Annotated in this window: 24 protein-coding genes; 4 read left to right on the top strand and 20 right to left on the bottom strand. The window is 63.3% G+C overall.

What is annotated here, in order from left to right; genetic code table 11:
• The first annotated feature begins 48 nt into the window (after positions 1-48).
• From PQR27_RS19870 to PQR27_RS19880, 3 genes are all read left to right on the top strand, one after another.
• A complete protein-coding gene (locus PQR27_RS19870; RefSeq protein ID WP_408525214.1) occupies positions 49-495 on the top strand; it encodes a flagellar protein FlgN in 447 nt (148 codons plus the stop codon).
• Between the two features lie 308 nt (positions 496-803).
• Positions 804-986: a type II toxin-antitoxin system HicA family toxin gene (locus PQR27_RS19875; RefSeq protein ID WP_408525215.1), complete on the top strand. Its 183-nt coding sequence runs from the start codon at positions 804-806 to the stop codon at positions 984-986.
• Positions 983-1,393 carry a type II toxin-antitoxin system HicB family antitoxin gene (locus PQR27_RS19880; protein ID WP_408525216.1) on the top strand — a complete coding sequence of 137 codons (411 nt, stop codon included), beginning with the start codon at positions 983-985 and terminating at the stop codon, positions 1,391-1,393. The genes PQR27_RS19875 and PQR27_RS19880 overlap by 4 nt, the downstream gene beginning before the upstream one ends.
• 55 nt (positions 1,394-1,448) lie before the next feature.
• Here the strand turns inward: PQR27_RS19880 and PQR27_RS19885 are convergent, their stop codons facing one another.
• The 19 genes from PQR27_RS19885 to flhD all read right to left on the bottom strand — a co-directional run bounded on the left by PQR27_RS19885 (position 1,449) and on the right by flhD (position 23,217).
• A complete protein-coding gene (locus tag PQR27_RS19885) occupies positions 1,449-2,183 on the bottom strand; it encodes an RNA polymerase sigma factor FliA (RefSeq protein WP_408525217.1) in 735 nt (244 codons plus the stop codon).
• A 28-nt stretch (positions 2,184-2,211) separates the two neighbouring features.
• Positions 2,212-3,081, bottom strand: a complete 870-nt coding sequence (locus tag PQR27_RS19890) for a nucleotide-binding protein (RefSeq protein ID WP_408525218.1) — start codon at positions 3,079-3,081, stop codon at positions 2,212-2,214.
• Positions 3,074-4,984, bottom strand: a complete 1,911-nt coding sequence (gene flhF / locus PQR27_RS19895; RefSeq protein WP_408525219.1) for a flagellar biosynthesis GTPase FlhF — start codon at positions 4,982-4,984, stop codon at positions 3,074-3,076. Before flhF ends, PQR27_RS19890 begins: the two co-directional genes overlap by 8 nt.
• 305 nt (positions 4,985-5,289) lie before the next feature.
• Positions 5,290-7,392: a flagellar biosynthesis protein FlhA gene (flhA, locus tag PQR27_RS19900; protein ID WP_408525220.1), complete on the bottom strand. Its 2,103-nt coding sequence runs from the start codon at positions 7,390-7,392 to the stop codon at positions 5,290-5,292.
• Complete coding sequence (gene flhB, locus PQR27_RS19905; protein WP_408525221.1) at positions 7,389-8,600, bottom strand: flagellar biosynthesis protein FlhB; 1,212 nt, start codon at positions 8,598-8,600, stop codon at positions 7,389-7,391. The genes flhA and flhB overlap by 4 nt, the downstream gene beginning before the upstream one ends.
• Positions 8,601-8,884: 284 nt before the next feature.
• On the bottom strand, positions 8,885-10,177 hold the full coding sequence (locus PQR27_RS19910) for a DUF3443 domain-containing protein (protein WP_408525222.1): 1,293 nt from the start codon (positions 10,175-10,177) through the stop codon (positions 8,885-8,887).
• Positions 10,178-10,192: 15 nt separating this feature from the next.
• A complete protein-coding gene (locus PQR27_RS19915; protein ID WP_408525223.1) occupies positions 10,193-10,741 on the bottom strand; it encodes a DUF2844 domain-containing protein in 549 nt (182 codons plus the stop codon).
• Positions 10,742-11,013: 272 nt separating this feature from the next.
• Entirely contained in the window at positions 11,014-11,724 is a 711-nt protein-coding gene (cheZ, locus tag PQR27_RS19920) for a protein phosphatase CheZ (protein ID WP_408525224.1), read from the bottom strand.
• A gap of 1 nt (position 11,725) precedes the next feature.
• Positions 11,726-12,121: a chemotaxis response regulator CheY gene (gene cheY, locus PQR27_RS19925; RefSeq protein ID WP_408525225.1), complete on the bottom strand. Its 396-nt coding sequence runs from the start codon at positions 12,119-12,121 to the stop codon at positions 11,726-11,728.
• Positions 12,122-12,309: 188 nt separating this feature from the next.
• Positions 12,310-13,398: a protein-glutamate methylesterase/protein-glutamine glutaminase gene (cheB, locus tag PQR27_RS19930; RefSeq protein ID WP_408525226.1), complete on the bottom strand. Its 1,089-nt coding sequence runs from the start codon at positions 13,396-13,398 to the stop codon at positions 12,310-12,312.
• A 5-nt stretch (positions 13,399-13,403) separates the two neighbouring features.
• On the bottom strand, positions 13,404-14,174 hold the full coding sequence (gene cheD / locus PQR27_RS19935) for a chemoreceptor glutamine deamidase CheD (RefSeq protein ID WP_408525227.1): 771 nt from the start codon (positions 14,172-14,174) through the stop codon (positions 13,404-13,406).
• A complete protein-coding gene (locus PQR27_RS19940; RefSeq protein WP_408525523.1) occupies positions 14,171-15,133 on the bottom strand; it encodes a CheR family methyltransferase in 963 nt (320 codons plus the stop codon). The genes cheD and PQR27_RS19940 overlap by 4 nt, the downstream gene beginning before the upstream one ends.
• A gap of 204 nt (positions 15,134-15,337) precedes the next feature.
• Entirely contained in the window at positions 15,338-17,191 is a 1,854-nt protein-coding gene (locus tag PQR27_RS19945; RefSeq protein WP_408525228.1) for a methyl-accepting chemotaxis protein, read from the bottom strand.
• Between the two features lie 40 nt (positions 17,192-17,231).
• Complete coding sequence (locus tag PQR27_RS19950; RefSeq protein WP_408525229.1) at positions 17,232-17,768, bottom strand: chemotaxis protein CheW; 537 nt, start codon at positions 17,766-17,768, stop codon at positions 17,232-17,234.
• 63 nt (positions 17,769-17,831) lie between these two features.
• Positions 17,832-20,132, bottom strand: a complete 2,301-nt coding sequence (gene cheA, locus PQR27_RS19955) for a chemotaxis protein CheA (RefSeq protein ID WP_408525230.1) — start codon at positions 20,130-20,132, stop codon at positions 17,832-17,834.
• A gap of 87 nt (positions 20,133-20,219) precedes the next feature.
• Positions 20,220-20,597, bottom strand: coding sequence for a response regulator (locus PQR27_RS19960; protein WP_408525231.1), 378 nt, complete (start codon positions 20,595-20,597; stop codon positions 20,220-20,222).
• Between the two features lie 84 nt (positions 20,598-20,681).
• On the bottom strand, positions 20,682-21,689 hold the full coding sequence (gene motB / locus PQR27_RS19965) for a flagellar motor protein MotB (RefSeq protein WP_408525232.1): 1,008 nt from the start codon (positions 21,687-21,689) through the stop codon (positions 20,682-20,684).
• A gap of 21 nt (positions 21,690-21,710) precedes the next feature.
• Positions 21,711-22,571: a flagellar motor stator protein MotA gene (motA, locus tag PQR27_RS19970; RefSeq protein ID WP_408525233.1), complete on the bottom strand. Its 861-nt coding sequence runs from the start codon at positions 22,569-22,571 to the stop codon at positions 21,711-21,713.
• Between the two features lie 325 nt (positions 22,572-22,896).
• Positions 22,897-23,217, bottom strand: a complete 321-nt coding sequence (flhD, locus tag PQR27_RS19975; RefSeq protein ID WP_408525234.1) for a flagellar transcriptional regulator FlhD — start codon at positions 23,215-23,217, stop codon at positions 22,897-22,899.
• A 703-nt stretch (positions 23,218-23,920) separates the two neighbouring features.
• On the opposite strand from flhD, the gene PQR27_RS19980 reads away from it, so the two are divergent.
• On the top strand, positions 23,921-24,985 hold the full coding sequence (locus PQR27_RS19980; protein ID WP_408525235.1) for a glycosyltransferase family 4 protein: 1,065 nt from the start codon (positions 23,921-23,923) through the stop codon (positions 24,983-24,985).
• 280 nt (positions 24,986-25,265) lie between these two features.
• Here the strand turns inward: PQR27_RS19980 and PQR27_RS19985 are convergent, their stop codons facing one another.
• Entirely contained in the window at positions 25,266-25,568 is a 303-nt protein-coding gene (locus PQR27_RS19985; RefSeq protein WP_408525236.1) for an H-NS histone family protein, read from the bottom strand.
• Positions 25,569-25,771: the final 203 nt, after the last annotated feature.

Here is a 25,771-nt window from a genome sequence, read left to right on the forward strand (position 1 = left end):
CCGGCTCGCGACTCAAGCGCGAGCCGTCGTGTTCAGCGAGTTGTTGAGATGAAAGACGCCCTGCTTGCCACCCTCATCGAAGAATATTCGGCCGTCGAGGCATTTGCCTCGGTTCTGACGCTCGAGACCAAGGCACTGACCGCCTTGTCGCCGCTGGAGCAATTGCCGCCGATCGTCGAGAAGAAAACCGAACTGATCGGCTTGCTCGCTACGCTGGAAACCACGCGCGACGCGCATCTGGCGGAAATGGGCTTTCCGGCCGGCTGGCCCGGCATGGAGCTCGCGGCCAGCACCGACGCGCGAATCGCTGCGCAATGGTCGCTGCTGCAAAAAGCCGCCGAGCGCGCGCGGCGCTTCAATACCAGTAATGGCGAACTGATCCGTGTGCGCATGGAATACAACCAGCGCGCGCTGACAGCGCTGCAGGTATCCGTGCCGCCGAAGGCCGGCTTCTATGGACCGGATGGCCGGATTCCGGCGCGCAGTGCGGCGTAAGTTGATGCCTCGGGTTGGCGCCCTCAGCGCGCCCATCCGGTTGAGCAGTATTCGTTGAACAGAAAGGGCTCGTCACTGACGAGCCCTTTCTGTTTCTGGCGCCCTCGAAACCCACCAGTCAACTCTTTGCCTCGCGTTGGCCATCCGGCCAGGTAGCGCGGAATCCCTCGTCAGGTTGAAATCACCGATTCCCCCACAGAGGTTCTCCGCCGTCATTGCGGCTTCGACGTGTCGTTGGGCCGCGCCGACGGCGGAGCATTACCACTAGCGAGGTTGTGTAATCGTGTGTACAGTTCGAGGAACGCATTATGAACAGTGCCGAGGTCGTCAAGTTGATTCAAGCGGATGGCTGGCGGTTGATCCGGATATCGGGCAGCCACCATCATTTCCGGCATGCGGTAAAAGCCGGTCTCGTGACCATCCCGCACCCCAAAAAGGATCTTCCGCGCGGCACACTGAACAGCATCCTGAAACAGGCGGGCCTGAAATGAAGAACTTGATTTTCCCGATCGCGATCGAGCCAGGTGATGCGTACCACGCGTTCGGCGTAGTGGTTCCCGACATTCCCGGTTGTCACTCAGCTGGCGATACGCTGGAAGAAGCCTACGCGAATGCGAAGGAAGCGATCGAAGCGCATCTGGATACGCTGCTCGACGAAGGGTTGCCGCTGCCTGAACGGCTCACGCTGGATGAGCATCGGCGCAATCCGGACTACTCGGGCTTTACGTGGGGTTTCGTCGCGACCCGGAATATCCCCGCGCTGAAGAAGGCGATACGCATCAATATCTCGTTGCCCGAGTCGCTGGTTCACGATATCGACGCCTATGCACAGGCTCGTGGCATGTCGCGTTCGGCGTTTCTCGCTCTCGCGGCCGAACATGAGATGGCCGACGCATAACGCAATGTAGAGGTGAGCGGCTGCCGCTCAGTCATTCAGGCACTCACACAACGCGTCAGGTCGCCTCGGCATTCGCCCAGGCCATCTCCCGCAAGCGCGTGCGCAAACGGGCCACCGCCTGGCTGTGCAACTGGCACACGCGCGACTCGCTGACTTCCATCACCGCGCCGATTTCGCGCAGATTCATGCCGCGCTCGTAGTACAGCGACATCAGCAGCTTTTCGCGCTCCGGCAGGCGGTCAATCGCCTCGATCAGCGCCGAACGCAGACTGTCGTCGAGCAGCGCCGAGAGCGGATCCGAATGATCGACGCAGTAACGGTCGAGAAACGGTTCGTCGTCCGCGGAACGGTCGAAGTCTTCGTAATAGATCAGCTGGCTGCCGTGCAGGTCCTGGAGCATCGACTGATACTCGTCGAGCGGCATCTGCAGGTGTTCGGCGATCTCGGTCTCGCTCGCCGAGCGGCCCAGGTTCTGTTCGACCTTGTGCACGGCCGTTTCGACCTCGCGCGAGGTGCGCCGCAAGCTGCGCGGCAACCAGTCGTTGCTGCGCAATTCATCGAGCATCGCGCCGCGAATCCGCTGGCTGGCATAGGTTTCGAACTGCGCGCCCTGGTCTTCCTTATAGCGGCTCGCGGCATCCAGCAATCCAATCATGCCGGCCTGGATCAGATCGTCGAGATCGACGCTCGCCGGCATCTTGGCGACGAGCTGCAAGCCGAGGCGACGCACGAGTGGTGCGTACTTCGTCAGAACTTCGGCTTGGGAAATCTTTCCCTGAGCGTTATACATCGTGCTCCCCTTATCCTTGTGCCGCCTTTCAGGCGTGCTGCGCGGACGGTTGGTCGGCGTGTTGCGCCGCTGTAACTGTCGCAGGCGCCCGCCAGGGCGTTTGCGACGACATCGCTGGCCGCATCGGCCAGTACTGCAATTCGGCGGCAAGGTGCCGGAAGTCCCGCGCAGCCGGTGTCGATGGGAACGCATCGACGACACACCGCGACAACTCGAGGGCTCGCGCCATCCGCACGTCGGCGGCAATGCAACCGGCGTCTTCCAGCGCCACCGTCAGGTAGCGCCCGGCCACGCCGGCCAGGTTTGCAAACGCGGTATGCGCGTCGTTCACGCTCTGCACGTGGTTCACCAGCACGCGAAACTGCGCGGTGGCGTGCGCGTAGTGCAGACGCTTTACGCACGCGTAGGCATCGGTGATCGCCTGCGCGGCCATACGCGTGACGATCAACACGTCGTGCGCCTGCATCGCGAGTGGCGACAAATGGCCTTGCGGATCGAGTTGCGCGTCGATCAACACGATGTCGGCGGAACCGCTCAGCACGACGCGGAACTGCGCGGCCGTGAGACCTTCGCGGCTATGGCGCGAGGCGGCCAGCACGGAAAAACCCAGCGCGTGCCGCGCGGCAGCGTCGTCGATTGCCATCTCGCCGCGCATCACCGCAGCAAAATTACCTGCCCCGCGTACGCCGCCGAGCATCTCGCTCACCGACTGCTCGCCGAGACACTCGTCGATCACCAGGACGTCCTTGCCCTGTTGCGCGAGCGCCGCAGCGAGGTTCACCACCGTCGTCGTACAGCCCACACGCGCCGAACCGCTCGTCACCGCAATCACGCGCGCGCCGCTTCGCGCCAACAGGCGCCGCAGTCCCTCTGCCTGATCGGAGATGAGCTTATCCAAAGCGAACCTCGTGCAGTTCGGCCGTCGAACGCGCGGACAGCGCGGACAGCAATGCCGGAATGTCGTCGTCGTGCGGCACGAACGGCGAGTTGTCGCGCGGGATGCAGAAGGTGCTCTTGATCAGGAATTTCTTCGTTGCGACATACAGGTTCTCGGGCACCTTCTGACCGGTCGACACGTAATGCACCGGCAGCTTGTAGCGGATCACCGTGTCGAGCACGCCGCCGAGATTGGTGGCTTCGTCGATCTTGGTCAGAATGCAGCCGGCGAGCGGCTGCTGATCCGGCGCGCGCTGATAGGCCTGCACGACTTCATTGAGGGTGTCGCCATGGCTCGTCGCGTTGAGCAGCAGCAGGCGCTGCACCGGCTGCCCGGCGCGGCACAGCATCGCGATCTGGTCGGACACGAGGCGGTCGCGCTGGCTCATGCCGATCGTGTCGATCAGCACGATGTGCTTGTTGCGCAACTCGGAGAGCGCGAGTTGCAGGTCCGAGCCGTCTTTTACCGCATGGACGGAGACGCCGAGAATCTTGCCAAAAATGCGCAGTTGCTCGTGTCCGCCGATCCGGTAGCTATCGGTGGTAAGCAGCGCGACCTTGCTGGCGCCGAAGCGCATCACGCAGCGCGCGGCGAGCTTGGCGGTGGTCGTCGTCTTGCCGACGCCCGTCGGGCCCATCAGGGCGAACACGCCGCCGCGCTCCATCAGCGCGTCTTCATCTTCCATCACCGGCAGGTTCGATCCGAGCACCGAGCGCACCCACTCCATGCCGCCTTCCATGTTGTCGATGTCGTCCGGCAGGTTGTCGACCATCATCTGCACGAGCTGCGCGGAGAAGCCGGCGGCAAACAGATGCTTGGTGAGCGCGGCGCGCGTCGGACTGCGGCGTTGGCGGTCGCCCCACAGCAGGCCGGCGAAGTGCTCTTCCATCATGCCGCGCATCGACGACAGTTCGCTCATCACGGTGTCGTTGACGACCTGCTCCATGCGCACCTTGATTGCCTCGGCGACGGAGGCCGGCGTGCGGGCGTCCTCGCCCGTGGGCAGCGCCGGCGCGCTCTTCTGCGCGGTGCGGCGAGCGGCAACCTGGGCGGCTTCGCGGGCCCATTCGGGCGTGTCGGCCGCTTGTGGCGCAGCGGCCGGTTGAGTGGCGTCCTTGCTGACTTCGACAGCCGCGCCGAGGCCCTTGGCGGTGGCGGCGGCCGGCGTCATCGCCGCCGGGCGCGCGCTGTGGGCGCCTTCCTGCTCCTGCTGTTCGGCAGCGATGCGGCGAGCGTGATCGATCAGCCACGGATTCGATTCGGCCATCGTGCGCGGCAGGTCTTTCTCGCTCGGCAGCGCGGCGGGAGCGGACGGCACGCCGGCTGCCCTGAACAGATCGGCGCGGAGGTCATCGGACAGACGCGTCGCCGCGGCGCGGGCGCTGGGCTGGTCGATGCTGACCGGTTGCGACGCCGGTGCTGCGGGAAGCGCGGCCGGCGCAGCGGCGACAGGCCTGGCTACCGCAGGCGTGGCCGGGGCATCGTTGGCAGGCGCGCTGGCGCTGGCGCCGTGGCCGCCGATATTCTCAGCGCCCGCTTCCGGGCTCGCGCCGAACACCGAAGAGAACACATCGGGCATACCGCTCGCATACGGATTCGCCTGCGCGGGCGGGTTGCCGCGCGGCGCGCCGAGTGGCGGCAGTCCGGCCGTTGCATTCGTCAGTGCGGCCTGAAGTGCGCTTGCGTTGCCGCGCGGAACCTTCGGCGTGATGGCTGCAAGGTCGCTGTCGGCCAGCGCGACGATTTCGACGCTGCCGTCGTCCTTCGTGCGATTAGACAGAACGACTGCATCCGGGCCCAGGGCTTCGCGAACAAGACGCAGAGCATCACGACTGGTAGCACCGACAAATTTACGAATGTTCAAGCTGGACCCCCGATGAGGTAAACGGACTAACGGACCGGCAACATACCGCTTCCCATTGAGATCAATTATTGCGAAAGCCGTCCAGTCACGATCGATGGATAAGGACGGGTAAAGGCAGGCAATTCGGGTGATGGAAACGCACCGCAAGTCGCCCGCACGGTGGTTTTAACCGGCCTTTTGGCGCCCGCGGGGTGGACTTTCCCGACCGCTTGCGGGCCGCCAGGTCAGATCCCGGAATGCAAACCGGCGCTCCCTGAGCGCCGGCGAAAGTGTCGATCAAACCCTCGACGAGGCAAGCGCCCGGCTTACCCGCGCGCGCCGATCAGATTGACGACCTTGATATTGCGCGTGTCCGGCACTTCCGCATAAGACAGCACCTTCAACTGCGGCAGGCTGCGGCGCAGGAAGCGCGCGAGCATCGGCCGCAGCGCATGCTGGACCAGCAGCACGGGAGCGAGGCCAAGGTTCTGCTGACGCGTCATCGCTTTCTGGGTTTCAGTCAGGAGCGTATTTGCGAGACCGGGTTCCAGGCCCGGATTGGCGCCGGTAGACAGCGCCTGGGACAGCACCCGCTCGAGGTTCGCGTCGAGGCCCATGACCTGCATGTCGCCCGTCCCCGGGAACCACTGCTGGGTAATCGCGCGGCCCAGTGCAAGGCGCACGGCGGCGGTGAGATCGTGTGCGTCGGTGACCTTCGGCGTGTGTTCGGACAAGGCTTCGAGAATCGTGCGCATGTCGCGGATCGGCACGCCTTCTTCCAGCAGGTTTTGCAGCACCTTCTGCAGCGTGGTGAGCGGCAGCGTCTTCGGCACCAGATCGTCGACCAGCGACGGCGTGTCCTTCTGCATCCGCTCGAGCAGCGCCTGGACCTCGCGGCGGCCCAGCAGCTCGGACGCATGCGTGACGACCAGGTGATTCAGGTGCGTCGCCACCACCGTGCTCGAATCGACCACGGTGTAGCCATACACCTGCGCCTGCTCGCGCAGATTCGTGTCGATCCAGATGGCCGGCAGGCCGAATGCCGGATCCTGCGTCGGCGTGCCGGGCAGCGCGGCGGAGACCTGCCCCGGATTGATGGCGAGCCACTGTCCCGGATACGCTTCGCCAACGCCCACTTCGACGCCCTTGAGCGCGATCCGGTAGCCGTTCGGCCGTAGTTCGAGGTTGTCGCGGATATGGATCACCGGCGGCAGGAAGCCGATTTCCTGCGCGAACTTCTTGCGGATGCTCTTGATCCGCTTGAGCAGTTCGCCGTCCGAGTTCTTGTCGACGAGCGGAATCAGCCGGTAGCCCACTTCGAGGCCGAGCGTGTCGATCATCGTCACGTCGTCCCAGCTGGCTTCGGTGTTCTCGACCGGCGTCATCGCGGCCGGTGCGACATCGACCAGCGCCGTGCCGTTCTTGCGGTCCTCGGCGCGCTTTTTCATGGTGCGGCCGAGCTGGATCAAACCGCCGCCGAGAATCAGAAACGCGAAGTGCGGCATGCCCGGAATCAGGCCCATCAGCACGAGAATGCAGCCTGTGATCACCAGGACGCGCGGGTTCGTGAACAACTGCCCCGTCAGTTGCGTGCCGATGTCTTCATTGGTGGCCACGCGCGACACGATCACACCGGCTGCCGTGGAGATCACCAGCGAAGGGATCTGCGCCACGAGGCCGTCACCGATGGTCAGCAGCGTGTAGTTCTTGCCCGCCGACGCGAAGTCCATGCCGTGCTGGACCATCCCGACGATCAGCCCGCCGACGATGTTGATCACCATGATCAGCAAACCGGCGATCGCATCGCCGCGCACGAACTTGCTCGCGCCGTCCATCGACCCGTAGAACTCGGCTTCCTGGGAGACTTCAAGGCGGCGCTTGCGGGCCTGTTCTTCGTTGATGAGGCCGGCGTTCAGGTCGGCGTCAATCGCCATCTGTTTGCCGGGCATCGCATCGAGCGTGAAGCGCGCGGAAACTTCCGCAATCCGCCCCGCGCCCTTGGTGATCACCATGAAGTTGATCACCATCAAAATGATAAAGACGACGATACCGACCGCGAAGTTGCCGCCCACGAGGAAGTGACCGAACGACTCGATCACCTGCCCCGCCGCGTCCGGGCCGGTATGCCCTTCGAGCAGCACGACCCGCGTGGACGCCACGTTCAGCGAGAGGCGCAGCAGCGTCGAGAACAGCAGCACGCTCGGGAAAGCGGCGAAGTCGAGCGGCTTCATCGTGTACATGCTGACGAGCAGCACCATCACGGAAAGCGCGATATTGAAGGTGAACAGCAGATCCAGCAGGAACGGCGGCAACGGCAGAATCATCATGCCGAGGATCATGCAGATCAGCACCGGCCCGGCGAGGGCGCGCAAATTGGTGCCGCTCAAGGCATCCGGCCGTCGGGACAGGAATCCGGCGCGAGCGTTCATGCGGAGGCTCCTGAAACGTCGTCGTTATCTGGGTTAAGCGTGTCGGCGGCTTCCTGATCGGCTTCTTCATCCGATACGCCGCCCTTGTCGAGGTCCGCCGGCACGTCGAAGTCGGTCGGTGCGACCGGCGCTTCGCCGCCTTCGGTCCTGAAGCGTCGCAACTGATAGACCCACGCGAGCACTTCGGCCACAGCGCCATACAGCGGCCCTGGAATCTCGCGGTTCAGATCGACGTTGTGATACAGCGCACGCGCGAGCGGCGGCGCCTCCAGAAGCGGCACGTTGTTTTCCTTCGCGAGTTCGCGAATCCGCGCGGCCACCAGGTTCACGCCCTTGGCGACGACCTTCGGTGCGCGCATCTCGCCATCGGTGTATTGCAGCGCGACCGCGAAGTGGGTCGGGTTGGTCACCACCACGTCGGCTTTCGGCACCTGGGTCATCATGCGGCGGCGGGCAATCGCGCGTTGCTGCTGGCGAATCCGGCCTTTGACGTGCGGATCGCCTTCGCTTTCGCGGTGTTCGCGCTTCACTTCTTCCTTCGTCATGCGCAGTTTCTTGTGGAACTGCCACAGCTGATAGGGCACATCCAGCGCTGCCACGATGAACATGCCCGCCACCGTCATCCCGCAACACACGGCGATCAGGTGCAGGGTGTTGGCAAGCGCAAGGTGCACCGGCTGCGTGGCCAGCGCGAGAATCTCTTCACGGCGATTCCACACCGCCGTGCCGCCGATGATGCCCACCACCAGCGTCTTGGCGAGCGACATGCCGAGCTGGATCGGCCCATTGATCGAAAAAATCTTGCCCAGCCCGGCGACCGGGTTGAGCCGGTTGAATTTCGGTTCCAGCCCTTTGGCCGACAGTTGCCAGCCGCCCAGCGCCATTGGCGCGAACAAGGCGGCCGCGCCGGTAAAACCGAGAATCGGCAGCAGCGCGTACAGGCCTTCACGGCCCGCCGCGCCGGCTCCGATCATCATGCGGCGGGTTTCGAACGCACCGGCGTGATCGAAGGTGAACGCCGCGCGCAGCATGTTTTGCAGATGCTCGCCGATGTGGCCAGACATGCCCCATGCGCCATAGAACCCCGCTGCCAGCAGCGCAAAGGTCGACAGCTCCCGCGAACGCACGATCTGCCCTTCCTCGCGCGCCTTTTGCAGGCGCCGGGGAGTGGCTGATTCGGTTTTTTCGAGGTCGCTATCCTCTGCCACAAAAGCTCTCCAGTCGGGCGAGGCACGACGCCTCTTTCCAGTGAGAGCGATTATTCCCGCTCGACGCAAGCCATGATCGGCGGATAAGGGCGGAGAAAGGGGGGTATTTCGAGGGATGGAACAGCGCGCAGGCAGCCCGGCGGGCGGCTGCAGGATGTGGGATGTGGGATGCGGGCGGTCTGCAACGGGCGGCCGGCAAACGGACGCCCGCGCAGCTTCGCGCGAGCCTCCGTGCCATTGCTAACCCATTGCCAACTTACAGCCGTGCGGCACCGGGCGCTTCTTCAATACGCGACGAAAGGCGCCGCCCCCCCGTTCAGCGTCTGATCGATGCCGTAGTACACGTGACGGCCGTAGAAGAACGGCAAACCGAGATCGAAGGTGCCACTGCCGGCGATCTGCCCGCCCAGATCGTTGAATGCGAAGTTGCTGCCGTTGCTGAACAGGGTTGCCGCGCTCAGAATGCCGACGGGCGCGGCCGCTGTCGCGCCGTTTAGCCCGACCAGCGTGATCGAGCGGCTTTGCGCCGACGTCGGACAGTAGAAGTCCGGGAAGCTGGTACACAGCGGAAGCGTACTGTCGGCGAAAAAGTAGGCGTTCGAGCCGGAGTCGAGGAAAGCCTGGACCGTCGAGCCATTGAACACGCTGTTGTTCATGTTACCGAAGGTATCGGTGGTGAATACCTGCGCGTTGACCAGCGCGTTATTGGACTGGGTGCCGATACCGAACACCAGGGTACCGGACGCCGATGGCGAACCGGTGTTCGACACGGACGGCGTCATCTGCACGATCACGCCGTTGTTGTCGAGCGGGAAGGAGGCGACGGGATTGGCGACCTGCTGCGGAGCCGTCACCGCGGTGCGCGTGCAGGAGGTGCCGCCAGGACAGACGAAGTAGTTGCTGCTCGCCGGGTCCAGACAGTTCGACCCGCAATCATTGGGCGCGGTGCCGATGCCGAGAATGCCGTTCGCGCCCAGATCGCTGGCGGTCTCCTGCGCTGCACTGGTGGCGCAATCGCCCGGGGACACTGCGCTGCTAGGGAGATCACCGATGATCTGCACGGGGATGCCCGTCTTTGTGGTCTCGCCGCCGATTTTCACGGTTGCCGTGCGCACCGTGCCCCAGGTGATGCCGTCAGCGAAGGCTGCGCACTCGGCGAGCGGCGAACCGTTGCCGGCCAGCGCGCTGACCGGCAGCGAATTGAGCACCGACGTATTCAGCGCCGAGCTGACGAGGCGCAAACCGAACGAACCCGTATCCACCTGGACGTTACTGATGGTCTGACAATTGGTGGTCGTGCCGGGTGGGCACACGGTCACGCTAACCGTCGGAATATTGATCACGCCGCTCACGCCCGGCCCGACCGTGATCGGCACGGTATTCACCGCATTCGCGGCGATTGCCTGCTGGGTCGGGCTAGGTGGCAGCGCCCCGCCGTTCAGCGGGTTGGTGTTGGTCGGGCTGCCACCGCCGCTGCCGTCACTGCCGCCGCACGCGGCTACAACCGACACCACCGCGACAGCCAGGACGGCCCGCATCCAGCCCTTGAACTTCATCGCAATTTGCTTGGTTCGCATGGTTCGTCCTCGCCATTACTGGATGTCGGAACCGCTGACGCCCGCGGGCAGTGCGTGCGGCAACCAGGCCTGCCCGCTGAACCCGCCCATGTGACCGCCGGAGCGCACCACGAGCGTGCTCTGGTCGACCGCGACGGGACCGCGACCGCCGCCGCGCGCCGCCCGCGCGGCCTTCAGGCCGGAGACATACTGCGGGAAATAGCTGCCGAGCAGACTCGTCAGGTCGGGCATTTGTGGACCATGCCACGCGATGCCGAACACCACGCCGTCCGTGGCCAGATATTCGCGCACCACCGTGCCGTTAACAAGCGTGGTGGCTCGCACGGTGTAAGACGGGGATTGGGCAGACGGTGAAGAAGCAGGGTTCGACGTGGAACGCATCACGCCCTGGGCGGCTGCGACCGCAGTGGCGACAGGCTGAATGACACGCGAGGACACCGAGGCATTCGCAGGCGGGGTCATGGGGGCGCCGCCCAGCACCGCATAAGCGGACTGCACGGCGCACAGGGAACACGGTAAGGCAAACAGCGATAGATACACGGCGCGGCGTACACAACTCGACATGGCGAGGCTCCTCCCGGGCAACTGCCGCGCGGTCCGCATCTTCATGCGATCTGGCGGCATGTAGGCAGATGATACGGCACCATTGCGGTCACACGCAGGAAGAGTTCCTACCGGTGCCGCCGGCCGGTGGTGAATGCTCACCGGAACGCCGTATGACTGCTTGCTCTCGTAGTATGCCTGCGGTTGCGTGTAGGAAGGAAGCAAGCATATGCGGGCGCATGGCTTGCTGCACGTGCCGGTTTTGTCTGCTGATTCGGGACGCGCTGTGTGGATCAGAAGCCCAGGCTCGACAGCAGGTCGTCGACCTGCGACTGGTCCTGCACCACGTCCGCTTTGCCTTCCGGATTGATCTGCGGGCCATTCAGCAGATGTTCAGGGCTGCCGGTCGGCGAGGTTTCCGCCGCCAGCGCCGCCGCATTCGCTGCGAACTGCTCGCGCCGTTCGAGCGCGATGTTCTCCACCAGCACGCCGAGCAACTGCTGCTCGATCAGATACACGACATCCGTGATCTTCTTGATGACCTGGCCGGTCAGATCCTGGAAGTCCTGCGCCAGCATGATTTCCATCAGCTGTGCGTTGGTTGCCGTTGTGGCCTCGGGCACACCGCGCAGGAAGGTGCGCGTGTCGTTCATCAGCGCGCGCACTTCTTCGCGCTCGATCGGCGCCGCATACCACTGCTCCCAGCGCGCATCGAGCTCGCCAGCATCCTGCTGCAACTGCGTCTGGACCGGCTTGGCGATATCGATCGCGGACAGCACGCGCTCGGCGGCCTGCTCGGTCATGTTCGCGATGTACTTCAGACGGTCGCGGGCATCGGGCACGGCTTCCGCCGCACGCTCGACATGCTTGTCGAGCCCCAGCTCACGCATCGAGTCGCGCAGCGTGCGCGTCAATTGTCCAATGCGGGCGAGGATGCGGTCGGACGCGAAGTCACCGCTCTCGTTGACCGCGTCGGCGTCTTGCGCGTTGGTCGGCAGATTCACATCAGCTCCCGGCTTTCGCCATCTTCTCGAGAATCTTGTTGACCTTCTCGTCGAGCGTCGCGGCCGTGAACGGCTTGACGACATAACCGCTCGCGCCGGCCTGGGCCGCCGCGATGATGTTTTCCTTCTTCGATTCGGCCGTCACCATTAGCACCGGCAGGTGTGTGAGGCTGGCGTCCGCGCGGATTTCCTTGAGCATGGCCAGACCGTCGAGGTTCGGCATGTTCCAGTCGGAGATCACGAAGTCGTAGGTGCCGCCGCGCAAACGCGCGAGGCCGGCCTGGCCGTCTTCCGCCTCGTCGACGTTCGAGTAGCCCAGTTCCTTGAGAAGGTTGCGAACGATCCGGCGCATCGTCGGAAAGTCGTCAACAACCAGAATCTTCATTCCCTTATCCATTTCATTCCCTTTGCTTGATCCATGGTGCGGCGCTTAATTCGTCTCAAACTCGCGCCTCAAACTCGCGCCTCAATCTACCCGGTGTCGACCGGAGTTGTCGACCAGAGTTCGTGCTTTAGCGCGTTACTCTGGTCCCATGCACGGCACTTACTCCGGTCCCATGCCGGGCGCTCGCCGTCAGGCCCGCATCATACCCGCTGAACGCGCTCGCCCATCGACGACAGACGCGCCATCACGCGCCGGCTCATTTCCGGCAGCGAGGCAATTTCGTCCGCGGCGCCGAGCGCAATCGCTTCGCGCGGCATGCCGAACACGATACAGCTCGCTTCGTCCTGCGCGAGGGTGTACGCCCCCGCTTTTTTCATGTCCAGCAGTCCGGCGGCGCCGTCGCGCCCCATCCCGGTCAGGATCACCCCGACCGCGTTCTTGCCCGCGTGCTGCGCGGCCGAACGGAACAGCACGTCCACGGACGGACGGTGCCGGTTCACCGGCGGCTCGTCCGACAGATGGGCAATATAGTTCGCGCCGCTGCGGGCAAGCAACAGGTGAGCGTGGCCGGGCGCGATATACGCATGCCCCGGCAGCACGCGTTCGCCGTGCTCTGCCTCTTTAACGGTAATCCGGCACAAACCATTGAGGCGTTGCGCAAAAGATTTTGTGAAACCCGGCGGCATGTGCTGGGCGATCAGCACAGCGGGCGCATCCGGCGGCAGCGGCACCAGTACTTCGCGGATCGCCTCGGTGCCGCCCGTCGACGCGCCGACAATGATCAGCTTCTCGGTACTGAGCAGCGGGTTGTTGAAAAGCGGCGCGGCGGCGGCCGGTGCCTGCGCGGCGTGAGCGGCCGCGTGCTGCACCGGCGCGGCCTGACGCACGCGCGCGCGAGCTGCGGCGCGAACCTTGTCGGCGAGCTTTTCAGCGTAATCCAGCATGCCGTCACGAATGCCGACCTTCGGCTTGGTGACGAAGTCGACCGCGCCCAGTTCCAGCGCGCGCAGCGTGATTTCGTTGCCGCGCTCGGTCAGGGACGACACCATCACCACTGGCATCGGCCGCAGGCGCATCAGCTTCTCGAGGAAGTCGAGGCCGTCCATGCGGGGCATTTCGACGTCGAGCGTCAGCACGTCCGGATTGTGCTGCTTGATGAGATCGCGCGCGACCAGCGGGTCGGGTGCGGTCGCTACGACGGTCATGTCCGGCTGGCCGTTGATGATTTCCGTCATCAGGCTGCGGATCAGCGCCGAATCGTCGACGCACAGTACTTTGATCTTTTGCACAGCGCTCACGCCTCCTCTGTAGTTCTGGCGTTGTTTGAATGAATCGGGCGCGAGCCTGCGCCAAACAGTTCGATGCGCGGCTTTGCTGCCGCGGTTGCGGCGCCACCCGCGTTCGGGCCAAATAGTTCGACCTTCGGCTTGCTGCCTCCCGGCGTCGAGAACAACTCGACCCGCTTGCGGGCCGCCGCGAGCCGCTCGGCGCGTGCTTCAGCACTCTGCCGCATGAGCGCCTGCTCGCGCTCGGCCACGCCCGCTTCCTGCTGCAGGCGCAATTTCTTTACCATCACCTGGCCGGTGCGCGGCATGAAGGCAACCTTGCGCGGATGGGAACCCTGCAAGTCTTCGGCGACGATACGGATCTTTTCGACCGCCAGATAGCGGCGCACGAATTCCGAATTGCGGTCGCCGATGTTCATCGTCGTCATGCCGGCCAGCACCGCGCCGCCGCCGAACACCTTGGCTTCGAAGCGCTCGCGCCGGCCGCCGGCCTTGATGAGTTCGTTGATCAGCACTTCCATGGCGTACGCGCCGTAGCGCATCGAATCCGACGCGGGCTGACCGACATCCGCGCCGTCGTCGGGCAGCATGAAGTGATTCATGCCGCCGATGCCCGCGGTGCGATCCTGGATGCAGGCCGCGACGCACGAGCCGAGCACGGTGACGAGCACCATATCCTCATGCGTCGTGTAAAACTCGTTCGGCAGCAACTTCACGCCGGGGCGCTGGAAGTGGTTGTCGAAGTACAGATTGGTGGCGATCGGCAGGGCGCTGCTCATACCGTCACCCCACTTGCGGCGCGATGCGCCTGGTCGCTCGCGCGCGACGGCGTGCGCGTGCCGGCCACGTCGCGCGTCAGTTCATAAACCGTCTGGCCGCGTAGCTTGAATGCCTGCGTCACGTAGGTGAAGTTTTCGGAGTGGCCCGCGAACAGCAAACCGCCCGACTTCATTAGCGGCTCGAAGCGCGCAAGGACCTGCGCCTGCGTCGGCTTGTCGAAATAGATCATCACGTTGCGGCAGAAGATCGCGTCGAATGGCGAGCGCAACTGGTAGTCGCGCTCAGTCAGGTTCAGTTGTTCGAAGCGCACCATCGCGCGCACTTGCGGGCGCACCTTGACCATGCCCGCATGCGCGCCAGTGCCCTTCAGGAAGAAGCGCTTGAGCCGCTCCGGCGACAGATGTTTGACCTGGTCGAACTGGTACATGCCGGCTTCGGCTTTCGCCAGCACCTGCGTGTCGATGTCGGTGGCGAGCACCGTGGCCTGGCGCACGCCGCTGTCGCCGAGTGCTTCGATCAACGTCATCGCGATCGAGTACGGCTCCTCGCCGGTCGAAGCCGCCGAGCACCACACCGACACCGGCTGCGCGCGACGCGGCACGAAATCGGCGAGGATCGGAAAGTGATGCGCCTCACGAAAAAACGCGGTCAGGTTGGTGGTCAGCGCATTGGTGAACGCTTCCCACTCGGCTGGATCGTTCTCCGCTTCCAGCAGATCGAGATACTGTTTGAAGGTTTCCAGACCGCGGGCGCGCAAGCGACGCGCCAGGCGGCTATACGCCATATCGCGCTTGTGATCCGACAGCGAAATGCCCGCGCTGCGATGAATCAGTTCGCGGATACGGGCGAAATCCGCCGAGGTGAATTCGAAATCCCGTCCCGGTTCGCCGGATCTGGCCGGCTCCGCCCGGTCAGGACGTGCCGGTAGCGGAAGTTGCTGTGCGCGCGTTGCCATTATGAAAGTTCCTGCCTGCGATACGAGCCATCCCACTTCCCGTCAAAGGGGTTGCCGTCGACGAAAGGGATTGTGTTCGCGGGGTCGCGCCCGCCCGCGAGTTCTGCCAACACGCAATCGGCCCGCGACACGCCTTGCAAGCGTGCTTCGATGATTCGCCCCTCATGGGACGAGATGCCGAATGACTGCATGTCTTTGTGCCACTTCCTAGAACGTTTCCCAGTCCGCATCCGAGCCCGCCGTGGCCGCGCTTGCGGCGGCCGGGCGCACTACGGAGTCGGATGCCGCGCGAGCTGCTTTCGGCTTGAGCGCCGGTTCGACGCGTGCCGTGACTGCATCACGAACGGCCGAAGCGGGTGTTGCACGGGCTGCCGCGTTCGCTGCCGGCTGCGCGTCGGTATGCGCCGCGGCGCGCGGTGCCGTTTTAGCGGCTTGCACGGATTTGCCGCCGCTCACCGGGAGTGAACTCTGCGGACGTGCCGCTGCCGCGCTGCTGCGCACCTGCCCGCCGGCCACCTTCCAGCCGCTCACCACCGTTTGCAACTGGCGCGTCTGCTCTTCGAGCGACGCCGCCGCAGCCGCTGCCTGCTCGACCAGCGCGGCGTTCTGCTGCGTGACTTCGTCCATCTGCACGACCGCGCGATTCACCTGTTCGATGCCGCCCGACTGCTCTTCGGACGCCGCGCTGATTTCACCCATGATGTCGGTCACGCGGCGCACCGCCTGCACGATCTCGTCCATCGTCGTGCCGGCGCGGCCGACCAGCACCGAGCCGCTTTGCACCTTGTCGACCGAGTCGCCGATCAATTCCTTGATTTCCTTCGCGGCGCTGGCGCTGCGCTGCGCGAGGCTGCGCACTTCGCCGGCGACCACCGCGAAGCCGCGGCCCTGCTCGCCTGCCCGCGCGGCTTCGACCGCCGCGTTCAGCGCGAGAATATTGGTCTGGAATGCGATGCCTTCAATCACGCCGATGATGTCGACGACCTTGTTCGAACTGGTTGCGATGCCCTGCATCGTCGTGACGACCTGGCTCACCACATCGCCGCCGCGGGTCGCGATATCCGAAGCATTGACGGCCAGCTGGCTTGCCTGACGCGCGTTCTCGGCGTTCTGCCGCACGGTGCCGGTCAACTGCTCCATGCTCGATGCGGTTTCCTGCAATGAAGCCGCTTGCTGCTCGGTGCGTTGCGACAGATCGGTGTTGCCCATCGCGATTTCGCGCGCACCGGTATCAATCGATTCGGCGCTGCCGTGAACGGCCCGCACCATCGTCGCCATGCTTTCCTGCATCCGCTTGATGCCCGCAAAGAGCCGGCCGATTTCGTTGTGGCTGAACACTTCGATCGTCTCGGACAGATCACCCGAAGCGATCCGCTCGAAGCAGGTGGTGGCGTCCTGCAGCGGCTGCACGATCAGGCCACGCAACGCAAAGCGGATGCCGATCACCATCAGCAATGCGAGCACGGTGACCGCGATAATCAGCGTCGTCATCAGCGAGATGTTCGATTGCGCGGCTGCCTGCTGATCCGCGGCGCTTTGCTGCAACGCCTTGATAACCGCCGATGCGGCGCCGTCGTAGGCGATGAACATCGGGCTGATCTTCGTATCGGCGATCGCGTGATAGGCGGCCATGTCGTTCGCAGTCAGTGCCGCGAACTCCGGATCGACGCCGTCGTGCAGCAAGCTCGTGCGTTTGGCGAGAACGTCGTCGAGCAGCGCCTGATCGATGCCTTGCTTCGGCGCATCGAGATACAGCTGCCAGCTCTGATTGCCTTTGGTCAGCAGTTCCTGGGCGCGGTCGATCGCCTTCTTCGCTTCGTCCGCGTTGCCTGCGGCCGACAGCGTGTTGAAGCGGTCCACTGCGAGACGCGAACGCAACAGGTACGCCGAGGCATCGTCGAGCGCGTGAATGGCGATCAGGTCGCCACGCGCAATGCGGTCGAGTGACTGACTCGCGCCGTTCAGCGCGGTAAGTCCAAGCGCGCCGACCACCACGGTCAGCGCGACCAGAATGATCCCCACCATAGTCAACGATGTGCGAATCGACCACCTGCTCAGCATCCTGGCGCTCCCTGTTGCGATCTGTCTTTCGTGTAAGCCGTCAAACGGCGAGTGTTTCGATCAGCGCCATTTCGCGGCTGGTCATCAGCTTCTCGATGTCCATCAGGATCAGCATGCGGCCGTCGACGGTGCCCAGACCCGTGAGGTACTCGGTCGTCAGCGTGGCGCCGAATTCCGGCGCCGGCATGATCTGGTCGGTGGCGAGCGTCAGCACGTCCGACACGCCGTCCACCACCATCCCGACCACGCGATGCGCGACGTTCAGGATGATCACCACCGTCTGATGGTCGTACTCGACCCGGCCCAGATGAAACTTGATGCGCATATCCACGATCGGCACGATGATGCCGCGCAGATTGATCACGCCTTTGATGAACTCGGGCGCATTGGCAATCCGCGTCACGTTGTCGTAGCCGCGGATTTCCTGCACCTTGAGAATGTCGATGCCGTACTCTTCGGCGCCGAGCGTGAAGACGAGGAATTCCTGACCGCCGGCGTCTGCCTGCTGCGAGTCGCGGCGACCACTCGTACCGCTCGCGTTCGCGACGCTCGAATTGATGGATTGGACTTCTGCCACGTTAGCCCCCAAACGGTTGGGATGAAATGAATTGAGTGAGTGTTGCGACGAGTTTGACGGACATCATGCGAGGCTCATCGCGCCATGCGCGTGGCGAGTCTCGCGGTTCAGCGCCGCCACGTCCACGATCAGCGCGACACTGCCGTCGCCGAGAATGGTTGCGGCGGAAATGCCGTGCACCTTGCGGTAATTCGTTTCCAGATTCTTCACGACCACCTGCTGCTGGCCCACCAGCTCGTCGATCAGCATCGCAAAGCGGCGCCCTTCGGTCTGCATGATGGTGACGATGCCCTGGGTCGGCTCCTGCTTCGCGTCATCGACGTTGAACACTTCGTGCAACGCGACGAGCGGCAGATATTCACCGCGCACCCGCACCACACGCTCGCCGTTGGCCACCGTGTAGATGTCTTCGGCTCGCGGCTGCAGCGATTCCATCACGAAGTTCAGCGGCAAGATGAAGATCTCCCTGCCGACCTTCACCGACATGCCGTCGAGAATCGCCAGCGTCAGCGGCAGGACAATCCGCGTCGTGCTGCCCTTGCCCGCATGCGAGGTGATTTCCACGTGACCACCCATCGACTGGATGTTCCGCTTCACCACGTCCATGCCGACGCCACGGCCCGACACGTCCGTGACCTGTTCCGCCGTGGAGAAGCCCGGCAGGAAAATCAGGTTCCAGACTTCTTCGTCGGACATCGTTTCGCTGACCTGCATGCCCTGCTTGGCCGCCTTCGCGAGAATCTTGTCGCGACGCAAACCGGCGCCGTCGTCGCTCACTTCGATGACGATATTGCCGCCGTGATGCGCGGCCGACAGCACCAGCTGGCCAGTTGAATCCTTGCCCGCCGCGCGCCGCGCTTCCACGGTTTCAATGCCGTGGTCGAGACTGTTGCGCACCAGGTGAGTCAACGGATCGATGATCCGTTCGATGAGGCTCTTGTCGAGTTCGGTCGCCTGACCGAAGGTGACGAGTTCCACTTCCTTGCCGAGTTTTGCCGCGAGATCGCGCACCAGACGCGGGAAGCGGCTGAACACGTAATCCATCGGCATCATGCGGATCGACATCACCGCTTCCTGCAGATCGCGCGCGTTGCGCTCGAGCTGCGCCATGCCGTTAAAGAGCCGGTCGTGCAGCGCCGGGTCGAACGTGCTGGTGGTTTCGGCCAACATCGCCTGCGTGATCACCAGTTCGCCGACCAGGTTGATCAACTGATCGACCTTCTCCACGCCGACGCGAATCGAGCTGCCTTCCGCGCCGCCTGCTGCCGCGGCCGGACGCGCCTTGCGGTCCTGTTCGGCCGCTGCCGCCGGTAGAGCGGCGCCGGCAGCCGGCGCGCCGCTCGCGGCTGCGAGTGCAGCCGCGGCGGGCGCCGGTGCGTTGGCTTCTGCCGCCGGCGCGTCGAACCGACCGTGCGTAGCGGTTTGGGCGGGCGCAGCGGTGCCGGCAACCGGTGCCGGCGAAGCTGCTGGTTGTGCCGCCACGTGTGCTGCTTGCGTCGGCGACGAGTGCGCAGCGTCTGGCGTTCCAGGTTCGCCTTGCTGCGCTTCGTCCACCGGTGCGGTGCCGCGGCCAATCGTGATCTGACTTTCGTCGATCACGAAACAGCACACGGCGATGATGTCGTCGGCGGTTACATCGGTCTGGAGCCACAGCGTCAGATCGCCGCCGCTCTTGACCTGCCCGACGATATTCCCCAGGTTGCCGAGCTCTTCGGCCAGCAGTTCCTGGTCCTTCTCACCCACGCCCCGTAGCGTAATTTTCAGATGGGGGCCGCTTGCGCCGCCGCCCGTGGCTTCGCCGGTCTGCGCCGGTTCGCCGTCAATCCATTCACCCGCCGCTGCCTGCACCGCCTGTTCGACGACGTGCTCGGGCGGGGTGCCGCCTTGCGCTGCCTGCGTTTGTGCTGCTACTGCTGTTACTGCTGCTGCCGCCGGCGCGACGGCCGGCGCCGCTGCCGGTGCGCCGCCGGCGCGGCTTTCCGTATTCAACCGTTCGAGCTTCGCGCAGATCGCTTTAGCGACGGCCCCATCCGGCTCGGCGCTCGCGCGATAGTCGGCGAGCTGGCCCGACAACACGTCCTTGGTTTCGAGGAACGTATCGATCATGTCCTTACGCAGCACGAGTTCGTTATTGCGCGCGCGGTCGAGCAGCGATTCGAGAATGTGGGTCGTTTCCGTCAGCGCGGTAAAGCCGAAGGTCGCCGCGCCGCCCTTGATCGAATGCGCCGCGCGGAAAATTGCCGCGAGGTCTTCGGGGTCCGGATGCGCAATGTCCAGATTGAGCAGCAACTGCTCCATTTGCGCGAGCAGTTCGTCCGCTTCGTCGAAGAACGTCTGATAGAACTGAGTGATGTCGAGTGTCATGCCTGGGTCACCGCGAGAGTTCCTGTCTAGGCTTGGGCTGCCGTGCCGCCGCGTCGAGAGCTTCTATAACTTGTGAAAAAGGGGCGCTTATGCGTGGTCCGGTTCTGCTAACGCCGCCACCAGCTCGGTCAGCATGTCAGGGTCGAGCGGCTTTTCGATCCAGCCGGTTGCGCCCGCGGCCCGCGCCGCTTCCTTGAACGGCTCGCCCGATTCCGTCGTGAGGACGAGGATGGGCGTGGCCTGGTAAGCCGGGTTGCCGCGCAGCGCGGCGATCAGATCGAGGCCGGTCTTGCCCGGCATGTGCTGGTCGGTCAGCACGAGGTCGAACGACATGGAGAGCGCGTTTTCGAGCCCTTCGTTGCCGTCCGCCGCAAGCGTCACTTCATAGCCGGCCGTCGTCAGCGTGGCGGCGAGAATTTGCCGCATCGATGCCGAATCGTCGATTGCCAGAATGTGCCTGATCATGAAAACCTCGCTGCACTTACGCTATGGATCGCCGGACTGGCCGCGCCACGTGGGCGCCGGGTCCGGCCAGCCGATCGCTATCTGTTACTGGGCCGCCGGCGCTATCGCCGGCGCCTTCGGGGCAACCGTCACCGGTTGCGCAAGTCTTTGCAGCAAAGGCTTGGAGCCAGCCGCATCGTCCGACAAGGTGGTCGTGGTGGAGTCGTCATGGTCAAGCGCCTCCTCGGACTTCCTGTTCAGCACGATGATGCTGATGCGGCGGTTTTCCGGGTCCATCGGGTCCGCCTTGTTCAGGTTCTGCGTCGACGCGAGCCCGAGCACACGCATCACCTTCGCTTCATCCATGCCGCCAGCGACCAGCTCACGGCGCGACGCATTGGCGCGGTCCGCGGACAGTTCCCAGTTGCTATAGCCCTTCTCGCCGCCGGCATATTGCGCGGCGTCGGTGTGGCCTTGCACGATGATGCGGTTCGGCACGTCGTTCAGCGTGTGGCCGATTTCGCGCAGGATGTCGCGCATATACGGCTCGACCTGATCTTTTGCGGTGGCGAACATCGGCCGCTTCTGCGAGTCGACAATTTCGATGCGCAAGCCGGTCAGCGTGGAGTCGATACGGATCTGCTGCTTGAACTGGCGCAGCACCGGATTCGCTTCGATCGCGGCCATCAGCTTGACCTGCAGATCGTGCAGGCGGACCTGCTCACGGCGCTCCAGTTCGCCCTGCAGCTGCTTCATCGAGTCTTCGTTGCTATGCGAAGCCGTGTGGTCCGAGCGATTGCTGCTGCCGTCGGTCGAACGCGTCACGCCTTGCGCGTCGGTCGAGATGTCGCGGCCGCCGCCCTTCAGGATGCTCGTGTCCTCGGCGCTGCGATCGCCGCCCCACAGCGTGATCTTCAGCGGCTGGTTGAAGTAGTCGGCGATACCCCGCAACTGCACGGTGGAGGCCGAGCTCAGCAGCCACATCAGCAGGAAGAACGCCATCATCGCGGTCATGAAGTCCGCATACGCGAGCTTCCACGCGCCGCCGTGGTGGCCTTTCTTGGCCGGTGCGGAGCGCTTGACGACAATGGCGCGGTCTTTGTCCTTGCTCATCGATTGGGTTCCCGGCGCCCGTTACTTGGCTTTGACGCGGCGCACGTGCTCTTCCAGCTCCGCGAACGACGGACGTTCGGTCGAAAAGAGCACCTTGCGGCCGAATTCGACGGCAATCGCCGGGGCATAGCCGTTCAGGCTGGCGAGAATCGTCACCTTGATGCACTGGAACATCTTGGTCGATTCGGTCACGCGCTGTTCGGCGACGCTCGCGAGCGGTCCAATCAGGCCGTACGAAAGCAGAATGCCGAGGAAGGTGCCGACCAGCGCCTGGGCGATCATCTCGCCGAGCACCGCGGGCGGCTTGTCGGCCGAAGCCATGGTGTGCACCACGCCCATCACCGCCGCGACGATACCGAAAGCCGGCATCGCGTCGCCGACCTTGTTCAGGGCGTGTGCGGGCGCTTCACCTTCCTGGTGATGCGTCTCGATTTCCTCGTCCATCAGGCTTTCGATTTCGAACGCGTTCATGTTGCCGCCCACCATCAGACGCAGGTAGTCGGTCAGGAACTCGACGATGTGCTCGTCGGCGAGGATCTTCGGGTACTGAGTGAAGATCGGACTCTTCGACGGATCGTCGATGTCCGCTTCCAGCGTCAGCGTGCCTTCCTTGCGCGCCTTGGCCAGCAGAACGTACAGGAGCGCCATCAGCTCCATGTAGACGTCCTTGTTGTACTTCGCGCCCTTGAACAGGGTTGGAATGACGCGCAGCGTCGCTTTGATCGTCTTCATTCCGTTGCCGAGAATGAATGCGCCGACACCTGCGCCGACAATCATCAGCACTTCGACGGGTTGCAACAGCGCGCCAAGATGTCCGCCTTCCAGCACATAACCGCCGAAAACGGACAACAGCGTCACGAGTGTTCCCACGAAAATCAGCACTGCCGAGCCCTCACAAAGAAGCGACGGTGACCGTCGTTAATCTGGTTTACGGCAACGGAGCAGAAAACTTTGGCGGAAAAGCGGCTCGTCGCTCCGGTGTAAACCAGAGGCGGATGAATCAGGCCCCGCGCCGCGCGAACGGGCTGCGAGGCCCACTGGATGGGGATGGGGGCGCCGTGCAACGGGCGCCGTGTAACGGACGCGTGTAACAGGCGCCGTGTAACAGGCGCCGTGCAACGGACGTGCTGCGGATCATGCGCGTGCGCGATGCCATCCGCCTGTAAATCCCCCGTCCCGATCGCTTTATTTGCGTTCTAAGCTGCCATCAGCCGAGCTGTTCGACCGGCTGGCTTGCCATCAGGATCGCGGAATGCGCCCGAGCCACGGCGCTGGATTTGCCTTTATCCGCAAGGGCGGACAGCACGGCATGGTCATCGAAACGGAAACGGCACAACACCTGATTGGACGCCGCCAGCTTGACGGTCTGCGCCAACGACAGATTGGCGAGCACGTCGGCTAACTGGTCCGAAATCCCCATGCGAAACATGCCCATCGGCTTGTCTTCGCGCAACAGACGCTGCGCGAGCAGGAGATAAGACAGGTTGACTTCTCTGATCTCATTGAGCATTTCGCTTGTCGCGCTCATTGATTCCCCCGGGGTATATCTGGCTGGTCAGGCCGTTACGGAAACGTTTGCTCGAACGCGCGCACTTAAACCGCACGAATCGGCTCGCTTCTGGTGTTGCAAGCATTGTGGCGAAAGGGGGAGCGAACGAAAATCGGACAGACACCCAGCCTGCTTGACGGATTAATCCGTCATTTGTGTAGGAATTTTTCCTACAAATACCGCTGGCAGGGGTTTTGAAGCGAGGGAAAACGGCGCACTACAGAAATCTTGCGATGCGCCCTGGATAATTTTCCAGAATGGTGTGAGCCAAATGGTGAGCCATGGAAGGCTCCCAGCCCGCACCTTTAGAGTGGTGAGGAAGAATTATAAGACGTTTTCACTTCTCTGCAACGTCAGGGGTGTAGGCACCGGGCTCCGGGCGTCTGGTATGTCTTTGGCGTTGTTTTTGAGCTTCATTTACCTGCCAATCCTGCTTTTCGTCTGACGGCAGCGCTGTCTGCGCGATCTGTAACGCCGCATGTTTCGTGCTGTAACAACATTAAGCGTTTGAAAAATAACTCGTTTTAGCGCTGTCGACCCCGATAATGAGCATAAGGGATAACCCGATGCAGGTTCGGAACACCCCCGGGCGGCGGCTTACCGCGCCCAACCGTCCGTCAGGTATTCGCCTCCGCTCCATCCGAGCGCTGCTGTGCGAAGCCGCTGAATCAGGAGAATACGTATGCGAATCGCACAAATTGCGCCGTTATATGAAGCCGTCCCGCCGAAACTTTATGGCGGCACCGAACGTGTCGTGTCCTACCTGACCGAAGGTCTGGTCGAACTCGGCCACGACGTGACGCTATTCGCGAGCGGCGACTCGGTCACCTCCGCGACGCTGGACGCCTGCTGGCCGCGCGCGCTGCGCCTCGACCCGACGATTCGCGACGCGCTGGCCCCGCACGTCCTGATGATGGAAAAGGTGCGCAAGATCGCGCATGAATTCGACGTGCTGCACTTCCACCTCGACTACATGCCGTTTCCGCTCTTCACCTCGATGGACACGCCTTTCGTGACTACGCTGCACGGCCGTCTGGACTTGCCGGAACTGCAACCGGTGTTCGACGCGTTTTCCCATGTGCCGGTGGTGTCGATTTCGGACTCGCAGCGTGCGCCGCTGCCGCAGGCGAACTGGCTAAACACGATTTATCACGGCCTGCCGGAGCAGTTGCTAACGCCGCAAACGCACAAGAAGCCGGAATATCTGGCGTTCCTCGGCCGTATCTGTCCTGAGAAGCGCGTCGATACAGCTATCAAGATCGCTGCCCAGAGCGGTCTGCCGCTGAAGATCGCCGCCAAGGTGGACAAAGCCGACCAGGAATACTTCAAGCGGGAAATCGAGCCGCTGCTTTCGATGGCGCACGTGGAGTTCGTCGGCGAGATCAACGAGGCGCAGAAGCCTGAGTTCCTGTCCGGCGCCAAGGCCTTGCTGTTTCCGATCGACTGGTCGGAGCCGTTCGGTCTGGTGATGATCGAAGCCATGGCGTGCGGCACGCCGGTGATTGCGTTCAATCGCGGCTCGGTGCCGGAGGTGATCGACCACGGCGTGACCGGCTATATCGTCGAGGACGTGCAAGGCGCGGTGGCCGCGCTGCAGCGCCTGGACGAATTGTCGCGCACTGAGATTCGCACCCAGTTCGAGCGCCGCTTTAGCGCGAGGACGATGGCGCAGAATTATGTGGACGGCTATTCGACCTTGATCGAGGCGACCCGCCGGCCGATGTTGCGCCAGGTTGCAGTGGGTTGATTCACGCGTTTGCGCGGCTGGCGCTTATCCGGTCAGCCGCTTGAGATCGCCTTCACCGTTTTCCGATTTGCGTGGCAATCGTCAGTAAAATTTCCATGTGAATCGTTTGCGCGAGCGGTATGTCGGAGTTATCCCGCTTCTTCTACAGAAAAGCCGCCTTTTTGAAAGGCGGCTTTTTAATGGCGGCGTGGATGCGCTTCCATCCCCGAATAGCGCGAACGCCTTAAACAGCCGAATAGCAAAAACCTTCAATTGGCTTTCGCACCGAGCGGCAATCCATTCAAGCTGCGCCAATCAGAAAGCGTTCGCGATTCTTGCCGGCAATCCACTTCGGCGGTTTGCCGCGCCCGCTCCATGTATTGCCTGATTTAGGGTCCTGGTATTTCGCCGGCAGCGGCGCCTTCTTGGGCGGGCGTCCGCGCTTGGCGGCGACCGCGAAGCCAAGGTCCTGAGCAGTCAGACCGTATTCAGCGATCTTTTGGCGGATGTCGGCGACCACATTGTCAATTTCAGTGCGCCTGGCTTCATCTGCTTGTGCCTGCAATCTGGCGATCTGCGCCTTGAGATCTGCATATTGAGACATTTGGCTCTCCCCGTTCTAGAACTCATTGGCTCGGAGACTAACGGTAATTATAAAAATTCGCAATGGCCAATAATACCGATTTAGGAAGATTTCCTCTGATAATTATTAACCATCCATGAATCGTAAAAGCGGCGCCTTTATCTCTGAATAATCGCTGAAGCCGATGCCACATTGACAATTCTTGACACCCGATTTGCCCGTAT

Origin of the sequence: Paraburkholderia fungorum (assembly GCF_046027215.1) — a bacterium.
Classification (GTDB): domain Bacteria; phylum Pseudomonadota; class Gammaproteobacteria; order Burkholderiales; family Burkholderiaceae; genus Paraburkholderia; species Paraburkholderia fungorum_D.

Excerpts from the sequence above, each read along its gene's own strand:
- PQR27_RS19945 (WP_408525228.1), bottom strand. The coding sequence starts at position 17,191 with ATGCTGAGCAGGTGGTCGATTCGCACATCGTTGACTATGGTGGGGATC.
- PQR27_RS19880 (WP_408525216.1), top strand. The coding sequence starts at position 983 with ATGAAGAACTTGATTTTCCCGATCGCGATCGAGCCAGGTGATGCGTAC.
- cheD (WP_408525227.1), bottom strand. The coding sequence starts at position 14,174 with ATGAGCAGCGCCCTGCCGATCGCCACCAATCTGTACTTCGACAACCAC.
- PQR27_RS19885 (WP_408525217.1), bottom strand. The coding sequence starts at position 2,183 with ATGTATAACGCTCAGGGAAAGATTTCCCAAGCCGAAGTTCTGACGAAG.
- PQR27_RS19915 (WP_408525223.1), bottom strand. The coding sequence starts at position 10,741 with ATGTCGAGTTGTGTACGCCGCGCCGTGTATCTATCGCTGTTTGCCTTA.
- PQR27_RS19870 (WP_408525214.1), top strand. The coding sequence starts at position 49 with ATGAAAGACGCCCTGCTTGCCACCCTCATCGAAGAATATTCGGCCGTC.
- motB (WP_408525232.1), bottom strand. The coding sequence starts at position 21,689 with ATGAGCAAGGACAAAGACCGCGCCATTGTCGTCAAGCGCTCCGCACCG.
- PQR27_RS19960 (WP_408525231.1), bottom strand. The coding sequence starts at position 20,597 with ATGATCAGGCACATTCTGGCAATCGACGATTCGGCATCGATGCGGCAA.
- cheA (WP_408525230.1), bottom strand. The coding sequence starts at position 20,132 with ATGACACTCGACATCACTCAGTTCTATCAGACGTTCTTCGACGAAGCG.
- flhA (WP_408525220.1), bottom strand. The coding sequence starts at position 7,392 with ATGAACGCTCGCGCCGGATTCCTGTCCCGACGGCCGGATGCCTTGAGC.
- flhD (WP_408525234.1), bottom strand. The coding sequence starts at position 23,217 with ATGAGCGCGACAAGCGAAATGCTCAATGAGATCAGAGAAGTCAACCTG.
- PQR27_RS19980 (WP_408525235.1), top strand. The coding sequence starts at position 23,921 with ATGCGAATCGCACAAATTGCGCCGTTATATGAAGCCGTCCCGCCGAAA.
- cheY (WP_408525225.1), bottom strand. The coding sequence starts at position 12,121 with ATGGATAAGGGAATGAAGATTCTGGTTGTTGACGACTTTCCGACGATG.
- PQR27_RS19910 (WP_408525222.1), bottom strand. The coding sequence starts at position 10,177 with ATGCGAACCAAGCAAATTGCGATGAAGTTCAAGGGCTGGATGCGGGCC.
- PQR27_RS19875 (WP_408525215.1), top strand. The coding sequence starts at position 804 with ATGAACAGTGCCGAGGTCGTCAAGTTGATTCAAGCGGATGGCTGGCGG.
- PQR27_RS19985 (WP_408525236.1), bottom strand. The coding sequence starts at position 25,568 with ATGTCTCAATATGCAGATCTCAAGGCGCAGATCGCCAGATTGCAGGCA.